Annotated in this window: 15 protein-coding genes; 11 read left to right on the plus strand and 4 right to left on the minus strand. The window is 71.8% G+C overall.

The features are described from left to right. The first annotated feature begins 81 nt into the window (after positions 1-81). The 6 genes from ACFPCV_RS02350 to ACFPCV_RS02375 all read left to right on the plus strand — a co-directional run bounded on the left by ACFPCV_RS02350 (position 82) and on the right by ACFPCV_RS02375 (position 6335). Complete coding sequence (locus ACFPCV_RS02350) at positions 82-939, plus strand: ribokinase (RefSeq protein WP_378053940.1); 858 nt, start codon at positions 82-84, stop codon at positions 937-939. Beyond that, positions 905-2935 carry an SUMF1/EgtB/PvdO family nonheme iron enzyme gene (locus ACFPCV_RS02355; protein ID WP_378053942.1) on the plus strand — a complete coding sequence of 677 codons (2031 nt, stop codon included), beginning with the start codon at positions 905-907 and terminating at the stop codon, positions 2933-2935. The genes ACFPCV_RS02350 and ACFPCV_RS02355 overlap by 35 nt, the downstream gene beginning before the upstream one ends. Beyond that, the gene (locus ACFPCV_RS02360) at positions 2932-4107 is read left to right on the plus strand and encodes a CaiB/BaiF CoA transferase family protein (RefSeq protein ID WP_378053944.1); all 1176 of its coding nucleotides are present in this window, start codon (positions 2932-2934) and stop codon (positions 4105-4107) included. The genes ACFPCV_RS02355 and ACFPCV_RS02360 overlap by 4 nt, the downstream gene beginning before the upstream one ends. After that, on the plus strand, positions 4104-4898 hold the full coding sequence (locus ACFPCV_RS02365) for an HpcH/HpaI aldolase/citrate lyase family protein (RefSeq protein ID WP_378053946.1): 795 nt from the start codon (positions 4104-4106) through the stop codon (positions 4896-4898). Before ACFPCV_RS02360 ends, ACFPCV_RS02365 begins: the two co-directional genes overlap by 4 nt. Positions 4899-5151: 253 nt before the next feature. Continuing rightward, positions 5152-5367: a hypothetical protein gene (locus ACFPCV_RS02370; RefSeq protein ID WP_378053948.1), complete on the plus strand. Its 216-nt coding sequence runs from the start codon at positions 5152-5154 to the stop codon at positions 5365-5367. Continuing rightward, the gene (locus tag ACFPCV_RS02375; protein ID WP_378053950.1) at positions 5364-6335 is read left to right on the plus strand and encodes a hypothetical protein; all 972 of its coding nucleotides are present in this window, start codon (positions 5364-5366) and stop codon (positions 6333-6335) included. Before ACFPCV_RS02370 ends, ACFPCV_RS02375 begins: the two co-directional genes overlap by 4 nt. On the opposite strand, the gene ACFPCV_RS02380 is transcribed toward ACFPCV_RS02375, so the two are convergent. After that, positions 6294-7658, minus strand: coding sequence for a coiled-coil domain-containing protein (locus ACFPCV_RS02380; protein ID WP_378053952.1), 1365 nt, complete (start codon positions 7656-7658; stop codon positions 6294-6296). The two genes, ACFPCV_RS02375 and ACFPCV_RS02380, sit on opposite strands and share 42 nt — an antisense overlap. Before the next feature lie 227 nt (positions 7659-7885). Next, positions 7886-8218, minus strand: coding sequence for a DUF3140 domain-containing protein (locus ACFPCV_RS02385; RefSeq protein ID WP_378053954.1), 333 nt, complete (start codon positions 8216-8218; stop codon positions 7886-7888). A 105-nt stretch (positions 8219-8323) separates the two neighbouring features. Between ACFPCV_RS02385 and ACFPCV_RS02390 the strand changes: the two genes are divergently transcribed. The 4 genes from ACFPCV_RS02390 to ACFPCV_RS02405 are packed head-to-tail and all read left to right on the plus strand — an operon-like array spanning position 8324 to position 16640. Continuing rightward, the gene (locus ACFPCV_RS02390; RefSeq protein WP_378053956.1) at positions 8324-9307 is read left to right on the plus strand and encodes a LacI family DNA-binding transcriptional regulator; all 984 of its coding nucleotides are present in this window, start codon (positions 8324-8326) and stop codon (positions 9305-9307) included. 42 nt (positions 9308-9349) lie between these two features. Beyond that, the gene (locus tag ACFPCV_RS02395; RefSeq protein ID WP_378053958.1) at positions 9350-12115 is read left to right on the plus strand and encodes an RICIN domain-containing protein; all 2766 of its coding nucleotides are present in this window, start codon (positions 9350-9352) and stop codon (positions 12113-12115) included. A gap of 5 nt (positions 12116-12120) precedes the next feature. After that, a complete protein-coding gene (locus ACFPCV_RS02400) occupies positions 12121-13896 on the plus strand; it encodes a glycoside hydrolase family 76 protein (protein ID WP_378053960.1) in 1776 nt (591 codons plus the stop codon). Between the two features lie 8 nt (positions 13897-13904). Further along, complete coding sequence (locus ACFPCV_RS02405; protein ID WP_378053962.1) at positions 13905-16640, plus strand: AbfB domain-containing protein; 2736 nt, start codon at positions 13905-13907, stop codon at positions 16638-16640. 104 nt (positions 16641-16744) lie between these two features. Here ACFPCV_RS02405 and ACFPCV_RS02410 read toward each other — a convergent pair whose 3' ends face one another. Then, positions 16745-19546 carry an ATP-binding protein gene (locus ACFPCV_RS02410; protein WP_378053964.1) on the minus strand — a complete coding sequence of 934 codons (2802 nt, stop codon included), beginning with the start codon at positions 19544-19546 and terminating at the stop codon, positions 16745-16747. A gap of 335 nt (positions 19547-19881) precedes the next feature. Here ACFPCV_RS02410 and ACFPCV_RS02415 point away from each other — a divergent pair, with 335 nt between their 5' ends. After that, positions 19882-20481, plus strand: a complete 600-nt coding sequence (locus ACFPCV_RS02415) for an SGNH/GDSL hydrolase family protein (RefSeq protein WP_378053966.1) — start codon at positions 19882-19884, stop codon at positions 20479-20481. On the opposite strand, the gene ACFPCV_RS02420 is transcribed toward ACFPCV_RS02415, so the two are convergent. Continuing rightward, complete coding sequence (locus ACFPCV_RS02420; RefSeq protein WP_378055010.1) at positions 20444-23410, minus strand: BTAD domain-containing putative transcriptional regulator; 2967 nt, start codon at positions 23408-23410, stop codon at positions 20444-20446. The genes ACFPCV_RS02415 and ACFPCV_RS02420 overlap by 38 nt on opposite strands. Positions 23411-23431 lie beyond the last annotated feature (21 nt).

Below are 23431 nucleotides of genomic sequence, written 5' to 3' on the forward strand. Positions count from 1 at the left end.
GCTTCCTGCGCGAGGAACGAGCCCAGGAAGCTCCGCGCGCAGGAGGGAAGGCGGCGGATCGAGCGGAGGAGCGCGGCGACCATGAGTGTCACCGTCGTGGGCAGCGGCAACGTGGACCTGGTCAGCCAGGTGGAACGGATCCCATTGCCCGGTGAGACCGTCCTGTCCACCGGGTTCGCCACGCACGCGGGCGGCAAGGGCAACAACCAGGCCACCGCCGCGGCAAGAGCGGGTGCGACGACCACGTTCGTCGGCGCGTTCGGCGACGACGACAACGGTGCCCGGCTGCGGGAAAGCCTCACCGGCTCAGGTGTGCGGCCGCTCGTGCGCACCTCGGACGAACCGACCGGCACCGCGCTCATCACCGTGTCCGCCACCGGCGAGAACGCGATCGTGGTCAACGCAGGCGCCAACGCCACCCTCACCGACCTGACGCAGGAGGAACGCGCCGCGATCGCGGGCGCGGACCTCGTGCTGATGCAGCTCGAGATCCCCCTCGCCACCGTGGTGGCGGCGGCGGAGATCGCGAGCGGCCGGGTCGTGCTCAACGCGGCTCCCGCGCAGCGACTGCCCTGCGAGCTGCTCACCCATGTCGACCTGCTGGTCGTCAACGAGCACGAGGCAGCGCTGCTCGGCGGCGCCGACCACCTGCTGACCGTGGTGCCCGCGCTGGTCGTCACGCTCGGTGCCAAGGGCGCGCTGGTGCGCACCCGCGACACCACGACCGAGGTTCCCGGCATCGCCGTCGACGTGGTCGACACCACCGGCGCGGGCGACACCTTCTGCGGTGCGCTCGTCGCCGCGCTCGACGAGCACAGGCCGCTCGACGACGCGGTCCGGTTCGCGTCCGTCGCGGCCGCGCTGTCGGTGCGTCGCGCGGGTGCCGTGCCCGCCATCCCGACCCGTGAGGAGATCGACGATTTCCACCCGCACGACTGACCGGCACGCCGACCCGGACGAGGCGGCCACGAACCGGTTCGACCCGCTGGTCCCGCGCCCGATCGACCTGCCGACCACGCTCCCCCTCGACGAGCCGCTCGAACCCGGGACCGGCGACATCGCCAAGGTCTTCGCGGCGCCGGACGACCCGGCCGACTGGCCGGCGTGGCGCGCGGCGCTCGCCCGCTGGCGCGAGGAGGCCCACGCACGGCTGCGCTACGACGGGGTGATCTACGACCGGTCAGCGACCGGCTGGACCAGCTCCTGCTACAGCGTCGCGCTGGTCTGGCTGTGGGACGAGCGGCTGTTCGACCGGGAACACGGCCGCTTCGACGTCGCCGGTTTCCTCGCGAGGACGTCCGACCACGGCGGCTTCGACGGAGTCGTGCTGTGGCACGCCTACCCGGTCATCGGCATCGACGACCGCAACCAGTTCGACTTCTACCGCGACGTGCCGGGCCTGCGTGACGTGATCGCCGAGTTCCAGTCGCGCGGCCTCAGGGTGTTCCTCGACTACAACCCGTGGGACACCGGCACCCGCCGCCCGCCGCATGACGACGCGACCGAGCTCGCACAGCTGGCGAGCGAGCTGGGCACCGACGGGATGTTCCTGGACACCATGAAGGAAGGCGACTCGCGCCTGGTGTCCGCGCTGCTCGGCAACGACCCGCCGCAGGTGCTCGAGGGTGAGTCGCGGCTGCCGAACGCCCGCATCGTCGACCACCAGCTGAGCTGGGCGCAGTGGTTCGCGGACAGCACAGCGCCCGGCGTGCAGCGGGCCCACTGGTTCGAACGCCGCCACATGACCCACCAGACGCGACGCTGGAACCGCGACCACAGCGACGAACTGCAGTCGGCGTTCATGAACGGCACCGGCATGCTCGTGTGGGACACGGTGTTCGGTGTCTGGGTCGGGTGGAACGAACGCGACAAGGCGACGCTGCGCCGCATGCTGCGGGTGCAGCGGGCGCTGACCACGCTGTTCGTGCACGGCGAGTGGACGCCGCTGGCCGACGCCTCCGACGAGGCGATCGCGGCCGGGGTGTACGCGTCCCGGTTCGCCGACCAGCGGGGCAGCACGCTGTGGACGCTCGTGAACCGCGGGAGGGCCGACTACACCGGGCCCGCGCTGACCGCGACCACCGGCGGCACCGCGTGGTTCGACCTCACCTCGGGCGCCCGGCTCGGGCACGGCACGGCCGCGCCCGCGGTCACGGTGCCCGCGCGCGGGGTGGCGGCCGTGCTCGCCGTCGAAGGACCGGAACCGTCGTGGCTGGCGAGCCTGCTCGCGGCCGCGGCCGCCGATCGGGGTGCGACCGACGCGACCTTCCCGGCTCGCACCGCCCAGCGGGTGCGGCCCCGCCCTTCCCGTGGACGGCCTCGCGGGGTGACCGTCCGCGTCGAGGGCGGGCCGCGCACGCTGCCCATGACCTACCGGCGGCGGGAGACCGGCGGCTACCAGGGCGCTCCGTACGTCGAGGAGTGGAAGCCGCTGCCGCCGCGCCTGCACGACCCCCGGCAGGAGCTGCTGGACGTGACGGTGGCGGCTGTCGAGGTCGCGGCGCACGAGGTGACGAACGCCGAGTTCGCCGGGTTCCTCGCCGCCACCGGCTACCGGCCGACGTGCGAGAACCGCTGGTCACCTGGCACGGGCGACGGTGCGGCGACGATGGTCGACCTCGCCGACGCGCGTGCCTACGCGGAGTGGGTCGGCGGGCGGCTGCCGACGGAGTTCGAATGGCAGGTCGCCGCCGAGGCGCCGGGGTTCACCCGCGCCACTCCCCTGGTGTGGAACTGGACGGAAAGCGAGCACACCGACGGGATCACGCGGTTCGTGATGCTCAAGGGCGGCAGCGACCACGAGAGCACCGGCTCCGACTGGTACGTCGACGGCGGTCCGCGCGACCCGTCGTTCAGCCTCAAGTTCCTGCTGCCGGGCCTTGGCGTGGACCGCTCACCCGGCATCGGTTTCCGGGTGGCATGGGAGGTTCGATGACCGGCCCACTGGCGGACGTCCGCGTCCTCGACGTGTCCACGCTGTTCGCGGGCCCGCTCGCCGCGACGTTCCTCGGCGACTTCGGCGCGGACGTGATCAAGGTCGAGCACCCGCGCAAACCCGACGCCGCCCGCGGCCACGGCCCGGCGAAGGACGGCGTCAACCTGTGGTGGAAGACGCTGGGCCGCAACAAGAAGCCCGTCACCATCGACCTCGGCAAGCCGGCGGGGGCGCGGCTGCTGCTCGCGCTCGCCGCCGAGGCGGACGTGCTGATCGAGAACTTCCGCCCCGGCACCCTCGAACGGTGGGGTGTCGGCCCGGCCGAGCTGCACGCGGCCAACCCCCGGCTCGTGATCGCCAGGGTGACGGCGTTCGGCCAGCACGGCCCGTACGCCGCCCGCCCGGGGTTCGGCAGCCTCGCCGAGGCGATGAGCGGCTTCGCGGCGCTCACCGGCGAACCGGAGGGCCCGCCGACGCTGCCGCCGTTCGGGCTGGCCGACGGCATCGCGGCGCTCGCCACCGCGTACGCGGTGATGGTGGCCTTGCGCACCGGCGCGGGCCAGGTGATCGACATGGCCATCATCGAGCCGATCCTCATGCTGCTCGGCGGCCAGATCACCGCCTACGACCAGCTCGGGCACGTACAGCCGAGGACGGGCAACCGGTCGGTGAACAACGCGCCCCGCAACGTCTACCGCACCGCGGACGGCGAGTGGGTCGCGGTGTCGACCAGCTCCCAGTCCATCGCGGAACGGGTGCTGACGCTGGTCGGACGGCCGGACGTGGTCGGACAGCCGTGGTTCGCGACCGGGCATCAGCGCGCGCAGCACGCGGACGAGCTGGACGCGGCGGTGTCGGCGTGGATCGCGGCCCGGCCGACCGACGAGGTGGTCGCCGAGTTCGAGAAGGCGCAGGCCGCGATCTCGCGGGTGTACGACGTGCGCGGGGTCGTGGCCGACCCGCAGTACCAGGCGCTGGGCACCGTGCAGACCGTGGAGGACGACGAGCTGGGCCGGGTGAAGATGCAGAACGTGCTGTTCCGGCTGTCGGAGACACCGGGCGCGATCCGGTGGGCAGGGCGGCGGCACGGCGCGGACACCGCCGAGGTGCTGGCGTCGGTCGGCGTGACCCGCGAACAACTCGCCGCGCTGCGGGAGGCGGGGGTCGTATGACGCCGGTGACGGGTCTGTACGTGCCCGGCGACCGCCCCGACCGCTTCGACAAGGCCGTCGCGACCGGCGCCGACCTGGTGATCCTCGACCTGGAGGACGCGGTGGCACCGGCAGGCAAGGCGGCCGCGCGGGACGCGGTGGTGGCGTGGCTGTCGTCCGCACGCGTCGACTGCGTGCTGCAGGTCCGGGTGAACGAGGGTGTCGCCGAGGACCTCGCCGCGTTGCGGGGACTGACGGGCTTCGAGGTGCGGCTGCCGAAGGTCGAGTCGCCCGCGCAGGTGGACCGGGTCGTCGCGGCGTTGCCCGGCGTGGCGGTGACGGCGCTGGTCGAGAGCGCGTCCGGCGTCGAGCACGCGGCCGCGATCGCCGCGCACCCGGCGGTGACCATGGTCGGGCTCGGTGAGTCGGACCTGGCGAGCGAGCTGGGCACACGCGACGACGCCGTGCTCGACCACGCCAGGATCCGCCTGCTGTACGCGGCGAAGGCCGCGGGCCTGCCCGCGCCGATGCTGTCGGCGTACCCGGCGATCAGGGATCTGACCGGGCTGCGCGCGGACACCAAGCGGGGCAAGGCGCTCGGCTGGTTCGGCCGCGTGGCCATCCACCCGGCTCAGCTGCCGGTCATCGCCGAGGTGTTCCAGCCGTCGGCGGCCGACCGCGAGTGGGCGGCACAGGTGCTGGCGGCGACCAGGGACGGCGGCGTCACGACCCTCGCGAACGGCGAGATGGTCGACCCGGCCATGGTTGGCCGGGCGGAGACGATCCTGTCGCGGTCGCGGCTTCCGGAGTGACGAACGCGCGACCGCGGACCAGATACGGCTACCTGTGACAGGGCGCCGACATGAGTACCGGACGCACGGCAGGGTGGGCGGCCTGATCGCCGGGTCGCCGCGGCGGTGTCCGAGACCGTGCGCCTTCTGGTGGAGCCGCTGCGGTTCGGTTCGCTGGAACGGCGATCGTCGACGGACGTCCGGCTCACCGCAGCCCGTGAGAAAGTTGCAGACCGCATGTCGTGAACAGGGTCGCGCATGACACAGTTCTGTCATGCGCAGTGACGTGCGAATGGTGTTGAGACACTGGCTGGGGGCGGACGTGCGCGCGGTCGAGGGCTTGTCCGACGATGCACTCGAGGAATTGTGCGGCGCGCTCGCCGCGGCGCGGAAACGGCAGGCACGGACGCTGGCCGCCGCGTCCGACGAGGCGTTGCGGCAGATGCCGCCGATGGTGCGGGGCACGGTCAGCCGGCTGCTGGGCCGGTGACCGCGGGGACGGACCTGGCGACGCGGGCCGAGCTGGTGAAGCTCGCACGGGCGCTGGGCACGACGACCGACACGGTCTCGTTCGCGGCCGTGCTGCCGCACGAGGACATCCGGCGGGTGCGGGAACGGGTGGTGACCACCCTGTACGACGAGCACCGGGCCGCGTTCCAGCGGGTCGCCGCGATCACCAGGGTGCTGCCGACGGCCGTGAACGTGCGGATCGCGTTGCGTGCGTTCACGCCGTTGCTCGCGGCGCGGGTGGCCGGGGAGATGACGCCGGACCGGGCTGCGGAGCTGGCGGACCGGATGCCGGTCGGCTACCTCACCGAGGCGTGCCTGCACCTCGACCCGCGCCGCGCGGGCCCGCTCGTCCAGCGGCTCCGGCCGGGCCGGTTGCTCGCGGTGGTGGCCGAGTTGATCGACCGGGCCGAGTACATCACCCTTGGCAGGCTGCTGGACGCCGCGACCGAGGGCGTCATCCACGACGTCGCCATGACCGTGTCCACGGAAGCGTTGCTGCGCATCGGTTTGTACGCCGAGTCCGGCACCCAGCTCACCCGCGCGGTCGCGCTGCTACCGCCGGCCCGGCTGCGGGGCGTTGTCCGCGACGCGCTGAGCGGCGAGCAGGAGCTGATGTCGGCGGGCCTGGCACTGATCGGCAGGCTGACGGACGACGAACTGCGTGCGCGGCTCGCCGGTTACGCCGCGAAGTCCGACACCGCGACCCTTGTCGCGCTGTTGCACACGGCCATCGCGGACGACACGGTCCCGGCCCTGCTCACGGCCGTGGCCGCACTGGGCGCCGACGACCGGCGGCGGGTGCTGCGGCTGCCGACCCCGGAGATGGTCGACCACCTGGTGCCCGCCGTGAAGAAGCACAACCTGTGGGACACCGTGGCGGAACTGACGCCCCACATGCCCGACGACCTACGGCACCGGTTCACCACCGCCTGCAGGCGACTCGACTAATCGCCCCGAACGCTGCTGAGGGATCGGCGTCGGTCTGGCAGGCTCGTCGAGTGCCTCCGCCTCGACGGGCGCGAGCAACGGCGCCGCGCCGACGAGCACCTCACGGGCACCGCGCAACTGTGTGGCGAGACGACCGCGCAGGTCACGCAGCCGCGCCACCTCCTGCTGGGCCGCGGTGACGCGCCGGTGCGCGTCCTCCGTCGCGTCGCCGACCAGGCGCTCGGCTTCGGTCTTGGCCGCGCGCAACCGGTTCTCGGCCTCCTGGGCCGCCGCGCTGACCAGGCGCTCCGACTTGGCCCTCGCCTCGCGGATGCGGTGCGCCGCCTCCGCTTTCGCCGCCGCTGTCCGGTTTTCCGCGCCTTCGGTCGCCTCCCGCAGCAACCGGCTCGCCCGCTCACGTGACGTCGCGACCCGGCGTTCCGCGTCGGCGCTCGCGGCGCTGACCAGGCGTTCGGCTTCCGCCCTCGCCTCGGTCACCAGCCGGTCGGCCTCCGCGCGTGCGGTCGCGCGGCGTTCGTCGGCCTCCGCTGTCGCCTCGCGGATGCGGTGCGCCGCTTCCGCTTTCGCCGCCGCTGTCCGGTTTTCCGCGCCTTCGGTCGCCTCCCGCAGCAACCGGCTCGCCCGCTCACGTGACGTCGCGACCCGGCGTTCCGCGTCCTCGGTCGCCTCGGTCAGCAGCCGGTCGGCCTCCTCCTGGGCGGCGACCCGCTGCTCGGCGAGCTCCCGCATGGCCTCCGCGCGCCTGCGGGCCATCGCCATCTCGAAGTCGGTCTCCACGCGTTCCCTGCGCCGGGCCGCGAGCTCGTCGAGCTGGGCGCGGCGGCGGTCGGCCTCGGTGGTCATCACCGCGGCGTCGACCTGCGCCTGGCGCAGCAACTGGCGGTGTTCCTCCTCGGTGGCGCGGCGGGCGCGATCCATCTCGACCAGCGCCTTCTCGTACCTGGCCCGCAGCCTGCCTGCCGCGTCCTCCGCCGTCGCCCAGCTGTGTTCGGCGGCCGCCCGCGCACGCGCGGTGATCTCGGTGGCCTCCTCCTTCGCCAGCTCGACCATCTTCCGCAGCCGCGCCGGCAGCGCCGCCGCGTCGACCGGCGTGCGGGACATCCTGTCGATCTGCCAGGCGAGTTTCGCGTTCTGGGCGCGCAACTGCTCGACTTCGGACACCAGCGACTGCGCCAGCTCCGCGTTGGCGTCACGGTCCGCGGCGAGCAACCGCAGCTCCTCCTCCACCGCGCGCACGTACTGCCGGACCGGCCCGCGCCGGTAACCACGCAGTACCACGTCGAACCCCGTGCGCAGCGGGACCAACTCCCTGCCGTCACTCACCCGGCCATCACTTCCTTCCGCCACACGTGAATCGACGCGTCTGTCCTAATTGGACATTTAGGACGGACGGTGTGTGGTTCCACCCTTACCAGCGTCGCCCGAGGTGGTAAAGGCCCTGACGGCCAAAGATGATCTCTCTGCGGTCAGCGGTGCGGCAGGACCGCCATAGGTGACAACGTTCACGGGCGCGGCGGGCGAACGGAAGCGCGACACTCGCCGGAAGAAACTCAGCCCTTCAGCGGGTCGTGGCCGATCGTCATCAGGCGGTGGCGCCAGTGGGCCTCGCCCGCGGTCGGTTCCAGGTCGGCCCGGCGGTCGCCGTGCACGCGGTCCACGACGTTGCGCATCACGCGCAAGTCGTCCTCGTTGAGGTCGGTCTTGCGTTTGCCCAGGATCGCCAGCACGTGCTGGCCGGTCTCCGTGCCGGCATGGTCCGGCAGTTCCTCGGTCTCCGTGTCCGCCGAGCGGACGCGCAGCCACTCGCTCAACTCGCGGGACGTCATGTTCACCACGCGGTGGAACTCCGTCCAGAGATCCTCGTCCACTGGTGTGTTCGCCACCGGTCTCGCCTCCTTGTTCCGGGTCCGTGAAAGTGCAGGGCTACCCGGGTGAATCAGGTGCGAAACGCCTTTACATCGTTGGCACAACGTTGTAAAAGCTTATACATGGCCACCTTGAGGGACGTCGCGGTCCTGGCCGGGGTGTCCGTCAAGACCGTGTCGAACGTCGTCAACGGGTACGACTTCGTGAAGCCGGAGAACCGCCGCCGGGTCGAGGACGCGCTCAACGCCACCGGCTACCGGCCCAACATCGGGGCCCGCAACCTCCGCCGAGGGCGCACCGGGTTCATCGCGCTCGTCGTTCCCGAACTGTCGATCCCCTACTTCGGCGAGTTGGCCGGCGGGATCATCGCGGCCGCCGCCGAGCACGACTGGAGCGTGCTCATCGAGCAGACCCAGGGTGACCGGGCGCGGGAACGCAAGGTCATCGCCGACCTCGGACCGCACATGGTCGACGGTGCGATCGTCAGCCCGCAGGCCGTCGCGCCCGACGACGTCGCCACCCCCGGCGTCCCCGTCGTGCTGCTCGGCGAGCACCCGCTGCCGTTGCCGCTGGACCACGTCGGCATCGACAACGTGACCGCCGCCAGCACAGCCGTCCGGCACCTCGTCGACCTGGGCCGCACCCGGATCGCGGCCATCGGGCAGCACCTCACCCGCGGCACCGCGACCCAGCGGCTCGCCGGGTACCGGCAGGCCATCGCCGAGGCCGGGCTGACCGAGATCGTGGCACCCGCTCTGCGCTACCACCACAGTGACGGCGCGACCGCCATGAACGAGCTGCTCGATCGCCGCGAACCACCCGACGCCGTGTTCTGCTTCAACGACATGCTCGCCCTCGGCGCCGTCCGCGCCGCCCACGACCGCGGCCTGCGCATTCCGCACGACCTCGCGGTCGTCGGCTTCGACAACACCGAGCACAGCGCCTACAGCGTCCCATCGCTCACCACCATCGCCCCGGACAAGGCGGCGCTCGCGAAGGCGGCCGTCGCCCTCGTCCACCGCCGCGCCATCGACAAGGATGACTTCCCGCCCCAGGACGTCGCGATCCCGTTCGCGCTGGAGGTCAGGGAGAGCACCACCCCATAACCGAATACGGCACCAGGTCCCCCTGCACCCTGGAGCACCACCATGCGAGTACGACGACGTACGTTGCTGATCGGCAGTGCGCTCACCGCGGGCGCGTCACTGCTCCCCCGCGCCGCCGCCGCGGCCCCAGCGCCGCGAAGACCGGCGTTCCTGCGGCTCCCACCCGGCGCGGTCCGTCCCCTCGGCTGGCTCGCCACCCAGCTCGACCGCCAGCTCACCGGCCTCTGCGGCCGCTACCAGGAGATCTCCGGCTTTCTCCGCTTCGACACGTCCGGCTGGGCGCACCCCGACCGCGACGGCTGGGAGGAGCTGCCGTACTGGCTGCGCGGCTACGGCGACCTCGGCTACGTCACCGGCGACAGCCGCGTCCTCAACGACACCGAACGCTGGGTGGAGGCGGTTCTCGCCACCGCCTCGCCCGACGGTTTCTTCGGTCCGTCCCGGTTGCGGAACAGCCTCGACGGGCACGCTGACCTGTGGCCGCACATGCCGATGCTGCACGCGCTGCGGTCCTGGGCCGAGTACCACGGCGACACCCGCGTCGACAGTCTCCTGACCCGGTTCTTCCGGTTCACGGCCCGGCAGCCGGACGGCGTGTTCACCGACGGCTGGGGCAACACCCGCTGGGGCGACACGATCGACGTGGTCATGTGGCTCCACGACCGCACCGGCGACGCCGCGCTGCTGGACCTGGTCCATCGCATCCACCGGCTGTCGGCGAACTGGACCGGCGGCCTCCCCACCCTGCACAACGTGAACATCGCGCAGGGCTTCCGCGAACCCGCCCAGTACTGGCAGCTCTCCGGCGACGCCGCGCACCGCGACGCCACCTACCGCAACTACGACACGGTCCTGCGCACGTACGGCCAGTTCCCCGGCGGCGGTTTCGCCGGTGACGAGAACGCCAGGCCCGGATTCGGCGACCCCCGTCAGGGCTTCGAGACCTGCGGGATCGTCGAGTTCATGGCGAGCCACGAGCTGCTGCTCCGGCTCACCGGCGACCCCGCCTGGGCCGACCGCACCGAGGACCTCGCGTTCAACTCACTGCCGGCGAGCCTGGACCCGCTCGGCCGCGTCACGCACTACGTGACCAGTGCGAACGTCATCCGGTTGGACAACGCCGCGAAGGCGCGGCGGCAGTTCCAGAACGAGTTCGCCATGCAGGCCTACAAACCCGCCGTGCACGACTACCGCTGCTGCCCGCACAACTACGGGCAGGGCTGGCCGTACTTCGTCGAGGAGATGTGGCTCGCCACCCCGGACGGCGGGCTCGCGGCCGCGCTGTACGGCCCGTCGACGGTCACCACGACCGTCGCAGGCGCGCGGCTGACGATCACGGCGGACACCGGCTACCCGTTCACCGACACGATCACGTTCCGCCTCGCGCTCGACCGCGCCGCCGCGTTCCCGCTGGCGTTCCGGATCCCCGCGTGGTGTGCGAGTCCCCGGCTCACCGTGAACGGCACCGCGGTCGCGGTGGCCCGGGGGTTCACGACGGTCACGCGGACGTGGCAGCACGGCGACACGATCGTGCTGACGCTGCCGATGGCCACCCGCACCCGCACGTGGGTGTCCGGTGCGGTGTCGGTGGAGCGCGGTCCGCTGACGTACTCGCTGCGGTTCGACGAGCGGTGGCGCCGGTACGCGGGCACCGAGGCGTGGCCGGAACTGGAGGTCACCTCGCCCACCGCGTGGAACTACGGCCTCACCACGAACCCCGCACCCGCGGTGACCACGGGCGGAAACCTCACGGACCCGTTCACGGTCGACGGCGCGCCGGTGCGGATCACGGTGTCCGCGCAGGAGGTCCCCGACTGGCGGGCCGACACCGAGAACGTGATCGGCACGCTCCAGGGCAGCCCGGTCGCCACGACGGCACCGGTCGAACGGGTCACGCTGATCCCGATGGGCGCGGCCCGGCTACGCATCACCACCTTCCCGCGAACCGGCGGCCCCCGGACGTGGGGCACGCCGGGTCCGCCGTGTCGTATACAGAACAAGAACAGCGGCAAGGTGCTCGCGATCGACGGTGGGTCCACGGCCGATTCCGCGCACGTCGTCCAGTTCGCGGACGACGGCACGGCCGACCACCGGTGGCGGCTCGTGGACCTCGGCAACGGCCAGGTCAAGGTCGCGAACGTGTACACCGGCAAGGTGCTGGGCGTCGACGGCATGTCGACCGCGAACTCCGCGCACGTCGTGCAGTTCGGCGACACCGGGACCACCGATCATGTGTGGGACCTCCTCGATAACGGCGACGGCTGGTTCCGGCTGCGCAACCTGAACTCGGGCAAGGTGCTCGGCGTCGACCTCATGGGAACCGCCGACGCCGCGCACGTGGTCCAGTACGACGACAACGGCACCGCCGACCACCTGTGGCGGATCATCCCCGACGGCGACGTGCGGATCCAGAACCTGAACTCCACCAAGGTGCTCGCGGTCGACGGCATGTCCACGCAGGACTCGGCGCGGGTCGTGCAGTTCGCCGACACGGGTACCGCCGACCACCGCTGGCGCTTCCTGCCCGACGCCGACGGGTACTTCCGGATCCGCAACGCGCACTCGGGCAAGGTTCTTGCCGTCGACCGCATGTCGACGGCCGACTCGGCGTTCGTCGTGCAGTTCGGCGATAACGGCACCCGTGACCACCTGTGGCGGCTGCGTGCCGACACCGAAGGGCTGTGGCGAATCCAGAACGCCAACTCCGGCAAGGTGCTCGGGGTCGACGTGATGTCCCACGCGGACTCGGCGCAGGTGGTCCAGTTCGGCGACACCGGAACCGCCGACCACATGTGGCGGCTGCTGTGAAAGCCGTGATACTCGTCGCCACACTGCTCGGCGGACTGCTTCTCGTGCCACCGCAGGCACAAGCGGCCCCGGTCGTGTGCTTCCTGTCCTGCGACACACTCGACCCGTCACGGGCCGGACAGGAGACGTTCCCCGTGCCGGAGCGGAACATCAACGGTCGCAGACTCGTACTGCATGTGTCCGATGTGGACGGAATGGTCTGGGGCAGCATCGACGACGGCCTCTCTGGTGACTCGGTGTGGCTGGACCGTTCGTGGGACGGCGGCCGAACCTGGGATGGCTTGCTGGGTAAGGCAATCGTACCCGCGACGTGGAGCGGCACCCGCACGCTGATGTACAACATCGGCGACCCGCGCAACCATCGGCGGGGGGTGATCCGCGCATGCGGTGACGCGAACGCGGTGACGTGCACCGACTGGGTGTACCCGACCGTGTGCGACCTCCGCTGCGACCGCACGGATGCGAGCCTGGCGAACGGCGACGTGCAGCCCGTGCCACCCACATCGTTGTCCGGGCGGGTGATCCGGCTGCACGTCGACCGGAACGCGATGGCGTGGGCCACCATCGAGGCCGGGGCACCCGGTGACGAGGTCTGGCTGGACCGGTCCTGGGACGCGGGCGCCACCTGGCCGGACGGCTCGTCGCTCGGCCGCACCACGAGCAACCGCACCACGATGTTCGCCACACGTGATCCGAGGGCGCGGCTCCACGGCGGCGCGGTCCGTGCCTGCGGGCGGGCCGTGACCGGCGCGAACGGCAGCTGCACGGCGTGGGCCCGGCCAGCACCGACCCGGACCGGGGCGGCGGCGGACGCACTGGTGTACTCCTACGACCCGTACCACGGCTGGTGGCCGGGCAGCTGGTGGAACTCGGCGGCAACGCTGACCGCACTGATCGACACCATGGACACCACCGGCGGGTACGACTGGGTCATCGCGCGCACGTTCGACCGGAACAAGGGCACGTTCGCCGCCGGGGAACGCGGCACCGACGCGATCGAGGGCAACTTCGTCAGCCGCGCCATCGACGACAGTGCCTGGTGGGGGCTCGCGTGGATCGCGGCCTACGACCGCACCGGCGACCGCCGCTACCTCACCATGGCCACCACGATCGCGGCCTATGTACACCAGTACTGGGACACCGGGACGTGCGGTGGCGGGGTCTGGTGGGACCGGGAACGCACGTACAAGAACGCCGTCACCTCGGGTCTGTACCTGCGGCTCGTGGCGTCGGTCCACAACCGGACACCGGGCGACACCGTGTGGTTGCGGCGCACCGGCACGGCCGCGACCTGGTACCTGCGCAGCGGGATGATCAACGGCGCGAACCTGGTGAACGACGGGCTCACCGGGGACTGCCGGAACAACGGGCAGACCGTGTGGACCTACAACCAGGGCCTCGCGATCGGCGGCATGGTCGAGGCGTGGCGCGCCACCGGTGACACCGCGCTGCTCGACACCGCCCGCCGCCTCGCAGACGCCGCGCTGACCGGACTGACCAGCGACGGGGTGCTCACCGAGTCCTGTGACGTCGGCCAGTCCGCGTGCGACGACAACCAGAAGCAGTTCAAGGGCGTGTTCTCGAGGTACCTCGCCGACCTCGCAGAGGTGACCGGAGCACCCGCGTACACCGACTTCGCCGGCAGGCAGGCCGACTCGATCTGGCTCCTGGACAGGGACCCGCTCAACCGGATCGGTCAGCGCTGGGCGGGCGGCACCGGAAACCAACTCGACTGGCGCACCCAGGCAAGTGGCCTCGGCGCGCTCACCGCAGCACAGTAGGAGCAGCCATGAGATTGAGACATTTGCTCGGCACGGCGCTGAGTTTCCTCATCACCGCCACCACTGTCGTCGCGGTCGCGCCCGCGGCCGACGCCGCCGTGTGGGTACCGAAGACACCACCGCTGTCCACGCCGTGGACCAGCCAGGTCTCGCCGACGAACGCGCTGCCGGAGTACCCGAGACCGCAGCTGGTGCGCTCGGAGTGGCAGAACCTGAACGGGGTGTGGGAGTTCGCGGGCGCGTCGTCGATCAGCACCCCGCCGGTCGGGCAGACACTGCCGGAGGGCGTGCTCGTGCCGTACCCGATCGAGTCGGCGCTGTCGGGCATCAAACGGCACGAGGACAACATGTTCTACCGCCGGGCGTTCACCGTGCCCGCCACGTGGAACGGCCGCCGGGTCAAGCTGAACTTCGGCGCGGTCACGTGGGAGACGCGGGTGTGGGTGAACGGCACCCAGGTCGGCACGCACACCGGTGGCTACGACGCGTTCTCGTTCGACATCACGAACGCGCTGCGAGCCGGGAACAACGAGATCATCGTCGGCGTGCACTCGCCGATCGACGGCAGCCGGTACCCGATCGGCAAGCAGCGCAGGAACCCGAGCGGCATCTGGTACACGGCCGCGTCGGGCATCTGGCAGACGGTGTGGCTGGAACCGGTGGCCGCCAACCACATCACGCGCCTGGACACCACCCCGGACGTGCCGGCGGGGGTGCTCGACCTGGTGGTGCAGGGCAGTGCGGGACAGCAGGTGCGGGCCGAGGTGCTGTCCGGCGGCACGGTCGTCGGGTCGGCGACCGGCACGACCGGCGGGCACCTGCGGGTCCCGGTGCCGAACGCGCGGCTGTGGTCGCCGAGCGACCCGTTCCTGTACGACCTGCGGGTCACGATGGGCACCGACGTGGTGACCGGGTACTTCGGCATGCGGTCGCTGGGCAAGGCCGTGGTCGGCGGGGTCATGCGGCCGCTGCTGAACGGCGAGTTCGTGTTCCAGCTCGGCACCCTCGACCAGGGCTACTGGCCCGACGGCCTCTACACCGCGCCGACCGACGAGGCGCTGCGGTTCGACCTGGAACGGCAGAAGGCGCTCGGGTTCAACATGGTCCGCAAGCACATCAAGGTGGAGCCCGCGCGGTGGTTCTACTGGGCGGACCGGCTCGGGCTGATGGTGTGGCAGGACATGCCGTCGCTGGACGCCGTGGACGACACGCCGCCCGCGAGCCACGCCCACTTCGAGTCGGAGCTGACCAGGATCGTCAACCAGCTCAAGGGCGTCACGTCGATCGTGCAGTGGGTGCCGTTCAACGAGGGGTGGGGCGAGTACGACAACGGACGGATCGTCGACCTCGTGCGGTCGCTGGACTCGACGCGGCTGATCAACCACAACTCCGGTTCCAACTGCTGCGTGTCGGATCCCAGTCCTCCCAACGGGGACGTGATCGACGACCACGCCTACCAGATGTCGGGCGCGACCCGGACGCCGGACGCGACGAAGATCGCCGTCCTCGGCGAGTACGGCGGTCTCGGCAGGCGCGTCGTCGGTCACGAGTGGCAGCCGGGTGCCGGTTTCGCCTATGGGGACCTGTATCCGGACGAGACTTCGCTGACGTCCCGCTACGTGACCATCACCGCCGAGGTCGCGCGGTTCGTGCAGACCAGAGGGCTGTCGGCGTCGGTGTACACCGAACCCTACGACGTGGAGAACGAGGTCAACGGGTTCTACACGTACGACCGGAAGGTGCTGAAGATGACCGCGGCCAGGGTGCTCGCGGTGAACCAGCGGGTGCTGGCGGCCGCGTCGGGCACGTCGGTGAACCAGGGCGAACTGACATCGCTGCGGGTGACGACGCCGGGATACACCAACCGGTACCTGCGGCACCAGGACAGCCTGGCGCGCACCGACGTGGACAACGGGAGCGACGTGCTGAAGCAGGACGCGACGTACTGGGCGCGGCCGGGCCTCGCGAACACGACGTGCGTGTCGTTCGAGTCGCGGAACCACCCCGGCCGGTACGTGCGGCACGCGTCGTCGCGGATCCGGGTCGACGCCACCGACGGCACCTCGGGTTTCGCGGCCGACGCGACGTTCTGCCCCCGCTCGGGCTGGGGCGCGACGGCGCTCGAGTCGTTCAACAACCCCGGTGCGTTCGTCCGGCACTACAACGAGGCGGTGTACCTGGCGAGGTCCGGCGGTCCGAACCCGTGGGACACGGCCAACTCGTTCGCACAGGACACCACGTGGGCGGCGACCATCCCGCTGTGGCGCAGCGGTGCCGATCTCCCCCGCGACCAGGCGCGGTCTTTCCGGGTGACGACGCCGGGCTTCACCGACCGCTACCTACGGCACCAGGACGGCGTGGCCCGCACGGACGTCGTGACCGCGTCCTCCCCCGCGACCACGAAGTCGGACGCCACGTTCGTCGTCCGGCGGGGGCTCGCGGACCCGTCGTGCTATTCCCTGGAGTCCCGCAACTTCCCGGGTTCCTACCTGCGGCACCAGGCCTTCCGGGTCCGGCTGTCGGCGAACGAGAACACGGACCTGTTCCGCAGGGACGCCACGTTCTGCGCACAACCGGGCTCCGGTGGCGTGAAACTGGCGTCGCTCAACGAACTCGGCACCAATGTCCGCCATTACTCGGAGGAGGTGTGGGTCTCGTCGAACGGCGGCGCACACACCTACGACAACCCGGCGTCGTACGACCAGGACGTGACCTGGTCGGTCAGCACGGCCTGGACACCCTAGTGCCCCCGCGCCGGAGCCCGGTACATGATTCTGCGGCCCAGCCTGGGTCCACCGACTCACACACCGCGTTCCCGGCGCGGCACACCAGGTTGACGATGCGGTGGTCAGGCCGGATCCTCCCGTGATCCGGCCTGACCGTCGCCCCCTCCCCGCACGATGTCGACCCGCGACCGCATCCCCAGCTTGGCGAGGATGTGGGAAACGTGCGACTCGACCGTCCGCACGGACAGCACGAGCCGCTCCGCGATCTCCCGGTTGGCCAGCCCGTCGGCGACCAGCCGCGCGACCCGCGCCTCACTGGCTGTCAGACTGGCCCACCCGGCAGCCGCCTGACGGTGCCTGTTCCTCGGCCCGCGCCGGATCCCGTACCGCCGAAGCTCTGCCCGCAACCGCGCGACGTCCCATGCCGCACCGAGCCGCTCGTAGATCTCGTCGGCCCGCGTGAACGCCGCCCGCGCCGCCGCCCGGTCCCCCTGGTCCGCGGTCAGAAGCGCGGCCTCCTCGAGCGCCTTGGCCGCTGCCAACGGCCGCCCGGCCCCGACAAACCGATCCGCGGCGACCAGCAACAACGCCGGGCTCCGGTCGACCAGCCCCCGGCAGTACGCCGCACTCCCCAACCGGTGCGGCACCTGCCCCCGCCCGGCCAACTCCGCTGCCCGCGCCGCGACCTCGACCAGGACGGTGGTGGCACCGGTACGTTCCGCGAGGCGCGCCGCCTCCGGCAACAGGCCCTCCACCTCGTCCAGCTCCTCGGTACCGGCAAGACGCGCGGTCAGCACCGCCAGCGCCCCGGAAAGGTCGTCGACCACCTCCCGATCAAGGCTCCGCGCAACAGTCAACGACGACACCACCCGGTTGCCGAGATGCTCCGCACTGGACTCCGCCTTGCCGAGGTGTCTCCGCGCCGACGCCGCGTCGTCGCGGTGGAACGCGATCACAGCTGCGACGCCGCGGTCGCAGCATGTCGCCCCCGGGTCCTTCGACTCGTCGGGCAGTACCCCGACCTCACGCTGTGCGTCGTCCCACCTGCCAGCGTGGAACATCAACTGCCCCAGGGCGCTGTGCGCTTGGGCGAGGCGTGGCACGCTACCGGTCCGGTCTGCGAGTTGCCGCACCGCCATCGCGGTGTCCACTGCCTCGTCATATCGATCCAGATCACCCAACGCGACCGCCTTGTTGATCTGCAGCAGCAGATTGAGGTCGATCAACGACGGGTCCTCGGCGACCACGTCGAGTGCCCGGTCGAACAATGGCAGTGCGGCTTCGACATTCCCCTGCATCGTCGACACCACGATCATCACGTGCAACGACCACGCCAGCGCCCACGTGTCGTCGACCTTCTCGGCTGTCGTCAACGCCTCCACGGCCAGCTTCCGTGCACGCGTGACGTTGCCGAGGTCGCGGTGGGCTCGTGCGGTGATCACCAAAAGCCGCGCCCGCTGCCTTGGCGACACCCCTGGCACCCCCATGGCCAGCCTCAACGACTCCAGCGACGCGTTGGACCTGCCCACGAGAGCCCGGCTCTGGTAGATCGTCCAGTGCAACTCGACCAGCAGGTCGGGATCCGACACGGAGACCATCGCCCGCTCCGCGATGCGTTCCGCTTCGGCCGGGTCACCGGAACGGTAGAGTGCCTCCGCCAGTTTGGCCGCGAACCACACCCTGCGCATCGTGGTGGACGAGCGGTGACATGCTTCCCGCAGCAACTCGATGGCGGTGGTCGGCACCTGCGCGACCAGCGTCCCAGCGGCACCGGCCAGCCAGTCGAGCAACAGGTCGTCGAGTGCTCCGGCACCGGGAGCGGCCCCGGCCAGGCGCAACTGTCCGGCAACCCGGTGGACAGGCGCGCCTGCTCCGGCGAGCGCACGTGCGGCGTCGCGGTGCCACGCCGCACGCACAGCGAACGAGATCTCGTCGTACAGGGCCGCATGGATCAGTGGATGACGAAACGACAGCTTTCTATCGTGCTCCCTCAGAACGCCCGCGATACGGGCTTGTTCGATTGACTGCACAAGGTCTGGCACCCGGCAGTTCCGCACGATCGCGAGATCGGCGACCAGGACCTCAAGGCCCAGAAGCGCGGCGGCCTGCAGCACGGAGCGCACGTCACGCGGCAGGAAGTCGAGCCGGTCCGCGATCGCGGCCAGGAGCGACCTCGGCACCGGACCGTTCTCCACCTCTATCTCACCGGCACGCACACGGAGGCTTCCCGCACGGATCAAGGCGTCCATCAACTCCGTGAGGTACAGGGGGTTGCCCGCAGCATCCGCCGCGATCCGGAGCATGCTTGTGCCAGGCTGACCCCCAGCCAGTCCGGCAAGCAGATCCGTTACCGCCTCGTCTGGCAAGGCATCGAGCCGCAACACCGCCGACTCCCCGAGAACCCGGCGGATCGCGGACAGCTCGGACCGCACCGGGGTCGGTCGTGCCGCGCCGATGGTCAGCAGCGCGGTTCGTTCCGCCGCCCGTGCGAGCCGTTCCCACACCCGGATAGTGGCCTGGTCGGCCCACTGCAGGTCGTCGACGACGAGGACCACTGTTGTGGTGTCGCACAGTTCGGCCACCAGGGTGAGCACGTGCTCGGACGCCGCCGCGACCGGGTCGAGGTCACCGGTGAACTCACCTCGTAGGAGTCGTCGGACAGCGGCGAGGCGAGGTGTGGTCAGGTGCTGGAAGGCATCCAGCAGCGGTCGAAGCGGTAGTGCCTGGCCAAGTTCGTCGGCCGCGGCCCACAGGACGAGGCAGCCACGTCCGGTTGCGAAGTCCGTGGCTGCCCGGGCCAGGGCGGACTTGCCGATGCCCGGTTCGCCTTCGATGAGGATGGCCGCGCCGGTGCCGGACGTCGCGGCCTCGACGAGGGTGCGCAGGCGGGCCAGTTCGGTGTCCCGTCCGACGAGGGCGTCCACGGGTACACCGTAAGCCGGTCTCCGGTCACGTCCATTCGAATGCCGTGATGTGCATGCTCTTGGTCCTTTCGTTGTAGTGGTCGGCATGTGCACACTCTCGGCGACGTGGGGCCGTGAGACATCCGTGGTTCCACTGAAGCCCTACGGCACGGAGTAGACGCCCAGCGAATGGACGTGCCGCTGGAGTGGCTGGCACGCAGCGGTCGGCCTACGCCCTGAGCAGGACAATGCGGATTCCCGTCGCTCGAACATCCCGGTTCGGGAGGAGATCCATCACACATCAGATGAATGCCGTGGCGGGAGCATCGGGGGTCACGCAGACGTTGATCCATGCGATGACCACTCTCCGGTTCCGCGTCCTCGGTGACTCGCTCGCCGCCGGCGTCGGCTGCACGCGTGTGGAACAGAGCATCGGGCACGTGCTGGCGGACGCGCTGCGGGCGGCGGGGCACCGGGTGGAGCTGAGCGTGCACGCGGTGCCCGGCGCCCGGTCGGCCGACCTGCCACCGCAGGTGCGGGCGGCGGTGGCGGCGGGCGTGGACCTCGCGCTGATCGTCGTCGGCGCCAACGACCTGACCCGCTTCACGCCCCCGGCCGTCGGCGCGGAAAAGTTGCGGGACGCGGTCACGGGTCTGGTGTCGACGGGTGCTCGGGTGCTCGTCGTGACGGCGCCGGACATGGGTGTGCTCGCCCACGTGCCGCCCACGTTCCGCGACGTGGTGTCCCAGACGAGCAGGCTGTACGCCACCGCCCAGGCCGCCGCCGCGACCACCGCGGGGGCGACCGTCGCGCACGTCGGCCCGGAGGTGTTCTCCCGTTTCGCCGTCGACGAGCGCCTGTTCTCGGCCGACCGCTTCCACCCGTCCGCGGCGGGTTACGCGGTGATCGCGCAGGCACTCACGACGTACGTCCTCGCCGCCGCCCGGTCCGCGTGAGCCAGTGCGTCGCGCCTGCCCGCGCGGCGATCTCGTCCGCGTGCGCGCGGTGCGCCTCCGCGTCGCACCCGAGTGCCACGGCCAGGTCACCCAGGTAGTGCGCGACCGGGCGCAGCGTGACCATGCCGCTGCCGGCCCCCGCCAGCTCGTCCGCAGCGGGCAGCAGGTCCTCGTACAGCCGCGCCATCGTCGCCCGGTCGTCACGGACGACGGCGGTGATCGCGTGCAGGCAGGTGCGCACCTCGAACAGCAGGTCGCGTGGGGCGGGCGGGATCACCGCGGCGCTGCCCTCGACCAGCGGGCGGCACCACGGTTCGTGTGCGCCGAAGTCGCCGTCCACCGGCGGCAGGCCGCGCTGAAGCCGGTCGCACAGCAGCGCAAGGCCGAGGATCCCGTTGTCCACACCGGACATCCCGGTACCCCCGAGCCGGGCAGCGGCCGCCCGGTACGCGGCCTCCGCGGGTGCGCCGGTGATGGACCGGCGCATCGCGCGGTACCAGTCGGTGAACACGCCGACGAGCGGGATGTCGTGTTCGGCGCCCAGCGCGTCCGCGGCCGCCGCGTGCCGGTCCGCGGCCGCGAGGTCCGCCAGCGCGGCACCCGACTGCACGAGGATCAGGTGCCCGAGGACCTCGAACGGCACGAGACCGGGCAGCGCCGCCAGCTCGGCGCCGAACGCGGCCCGTTCCGGTGCCATCCCGGCGCGGTCGAACGACTGCATGAACCGCGCGTTGAGCGCGAACGCGAGCACCGCGGGATCACCCAGCCCGCGCGCGATCACCTCCGCCTCCCGCGCCGCGGCACGAGCCCGTTCGTCACCGGTGTTGCGCAGCTCCACCGCGATGGTCGCGAGCAGACGGCTCCGCAACGCGGGCGGCGGGCCGTCGGCCAGCGCCCGTTCGGCCGCGTCCGCGATCCGCCGCGCCAGCACGGGGTCGTCGTGCTGGGTCCAGATCGCGGGCACGTCGAACGCCACCAGCGCGGGCGCCGAACCCAGGAGTTCGGCACGCAGCGCGCGGGCTTCGGCAAGGCCACCGGTGACGGCCAGCGTCCTGGCGAGGCCGGCGGTCACGTGGTCGTCGGGCGGCCCGAGATCGCGGGCGACGCGCCACCACCGCGCGGCCTGGTGCGGTGCGAACCGGCGCTCCGCCTCCGCCGCCGCGGCACGCGCGTACCGAGCGGCCGCGGAGGAGTTGCCCGCCAGCAGGAAGTGGTGCGCGAGGGCGGCGGGCTCGTCGCGTCGCCGCTCCGCCAGTGCCGCGGCCACCGCCGCGTGCCAGCGCGCCCGGCGGGACGTGGACACGTCCGCATACACCGTGTCCCGCACGAGCCCGTGCACGAACCGGAACCGGCCCGGCCCCTGCTCGCCGAGGAAACCGTGCTGTGCCGCCGTTTCGAGCGCGTCGAGCACGTCGCCGGGCAGCAGCTCCAGCTCGACGTCCACGCCCTGGACGGACGCCTGCCGCAGCACGTCCTGGACCGGTTCCGGCAGCGTCGCGACACGGTGCCGCACCACGTCCCGCACCCCGGCGGGCACGTCCGACAGGTCACCGGTGTCGAGCAGCCGGGCCAGCTCGCGGACGAAGAACGGGTTGCCGCCGCTGCGCCGGTGGATGGCGGCGGCGGTGGCCGCGTCGACGTCCCGGCCGGTGGTGGCGCGCACCAGCTCCCGGATCGCGGGTGCGGGCAGCCCGGTGAGGTACACGCGTGCGGGTTCGGCGCGCGCGACGCGGCCGAGGAGGTCGCGCAGCCGAGGCGGCACGTCGGTCGTGCGATGGGTCGCGAGGACCAGCACCCGGTGCGGCAGCGGTTCGAGCACGAGCGACGCCAGCAGCGCCAGGGTCTCCTCGTCCGCCCAGTGGAGATCGTCGAGGACCACCAGCAGTGGTGCCTGCGCGCCGAGATATCCGGCGACGGCGCGGTGCCACCTGGCGCGGACCGGATCAGGTTCCGGTGCGGTGCCGGGAAGGCCGTCGAGGACGGTGGTCCACGGCCACGCTGCCGGCGCGCCCTCGTCGTCCGGGCTGGTGCCCCACGCGGTCCGCCACCCCCGCGCCGCCAGGTGCGCCGCGAACGCCTCCGCGAGCGCGGTCTTGCCCGCGCCTGCCTCCCCCGCCACCAACGCCAGCGCGGTCCGGTCCCGCCCTGCCGCGGCCGCGAGCCGAGCCAGTTCCTCGGACCGGCCGACGAGCGTCGTCGCGACCGGCGCGGGTGCGGGGGCCGGTGCCTGCGCCAGGACGTCGGCCTCGAGCTGCCGGAGCCCTGGGCCGGGATCGATCCCCAGCTCGTCGGCCAGTTTGCGGCGCGCCCGGCGCAACGTGGCGAGCGCGTCGCCCTGCCTGCCCGCCCGGTAGTGGGCGAGTGCGAGCAGCCGCCACGCCTCCTCCCGCCACGGGTGCCCGCCGACGTGCTCCTCCAGGTCCGGCACGGCCGCCGCGGCGTGCCCGGCGTCCAGCAGCGCGGCCGCCCGCCGCTCCACCGCGAGCAGCCGTAGCTCGTCGAGGCGGGCGATCTCCCCGCGTGCCCACGGCTGGTCGGCGAACTCCGCGTACGCCGGGCCGCGCCACAGCGCCAGCGCGGCGTCGACCTGCCCGAGGGTCCCGGACACGGCCGCCTCGAACTGCCACGCGTCGACCACCTCGGCACGCAGCACGTAGCCGGGACCGGAGGTGACCAGCAGCCGCGCGGGGGTCCTCGGCGGCCGGTCCGGTTCGAGTGCCCTGCGCAGCGCGGCGACGAACGTCTGCACCGCGCCGACCGCGCCGACCGGCGGGTCCTCCCACAAATCGGCGACGATCGTGTCCACGGGCACGACGCGGCTGCGCGCGACGAGCAGCCGCGCGAGCACGGCGCGGTGCCGGGGCCCCTTCAGGTCCACCGGACCCCGCTCGTCCTCGGCCGTGAGCGGGCCGAGCACCCGGAACGTGATCACCGCCGTCAGCCTACTGTC

Origin of the sequence: Actinophytocola glycyrrhizae (assembly GCF_042653545.1) — a bacterium.
In the GTDB taxonomy this organism is placed as follows: domain Bacteria; phylum Actinomycetota; class Actinomycetes; order Mycobacteriales; family Pseudonocardiaceae; genus Actinophytocola; species Actinophytocola glycyrrhizae.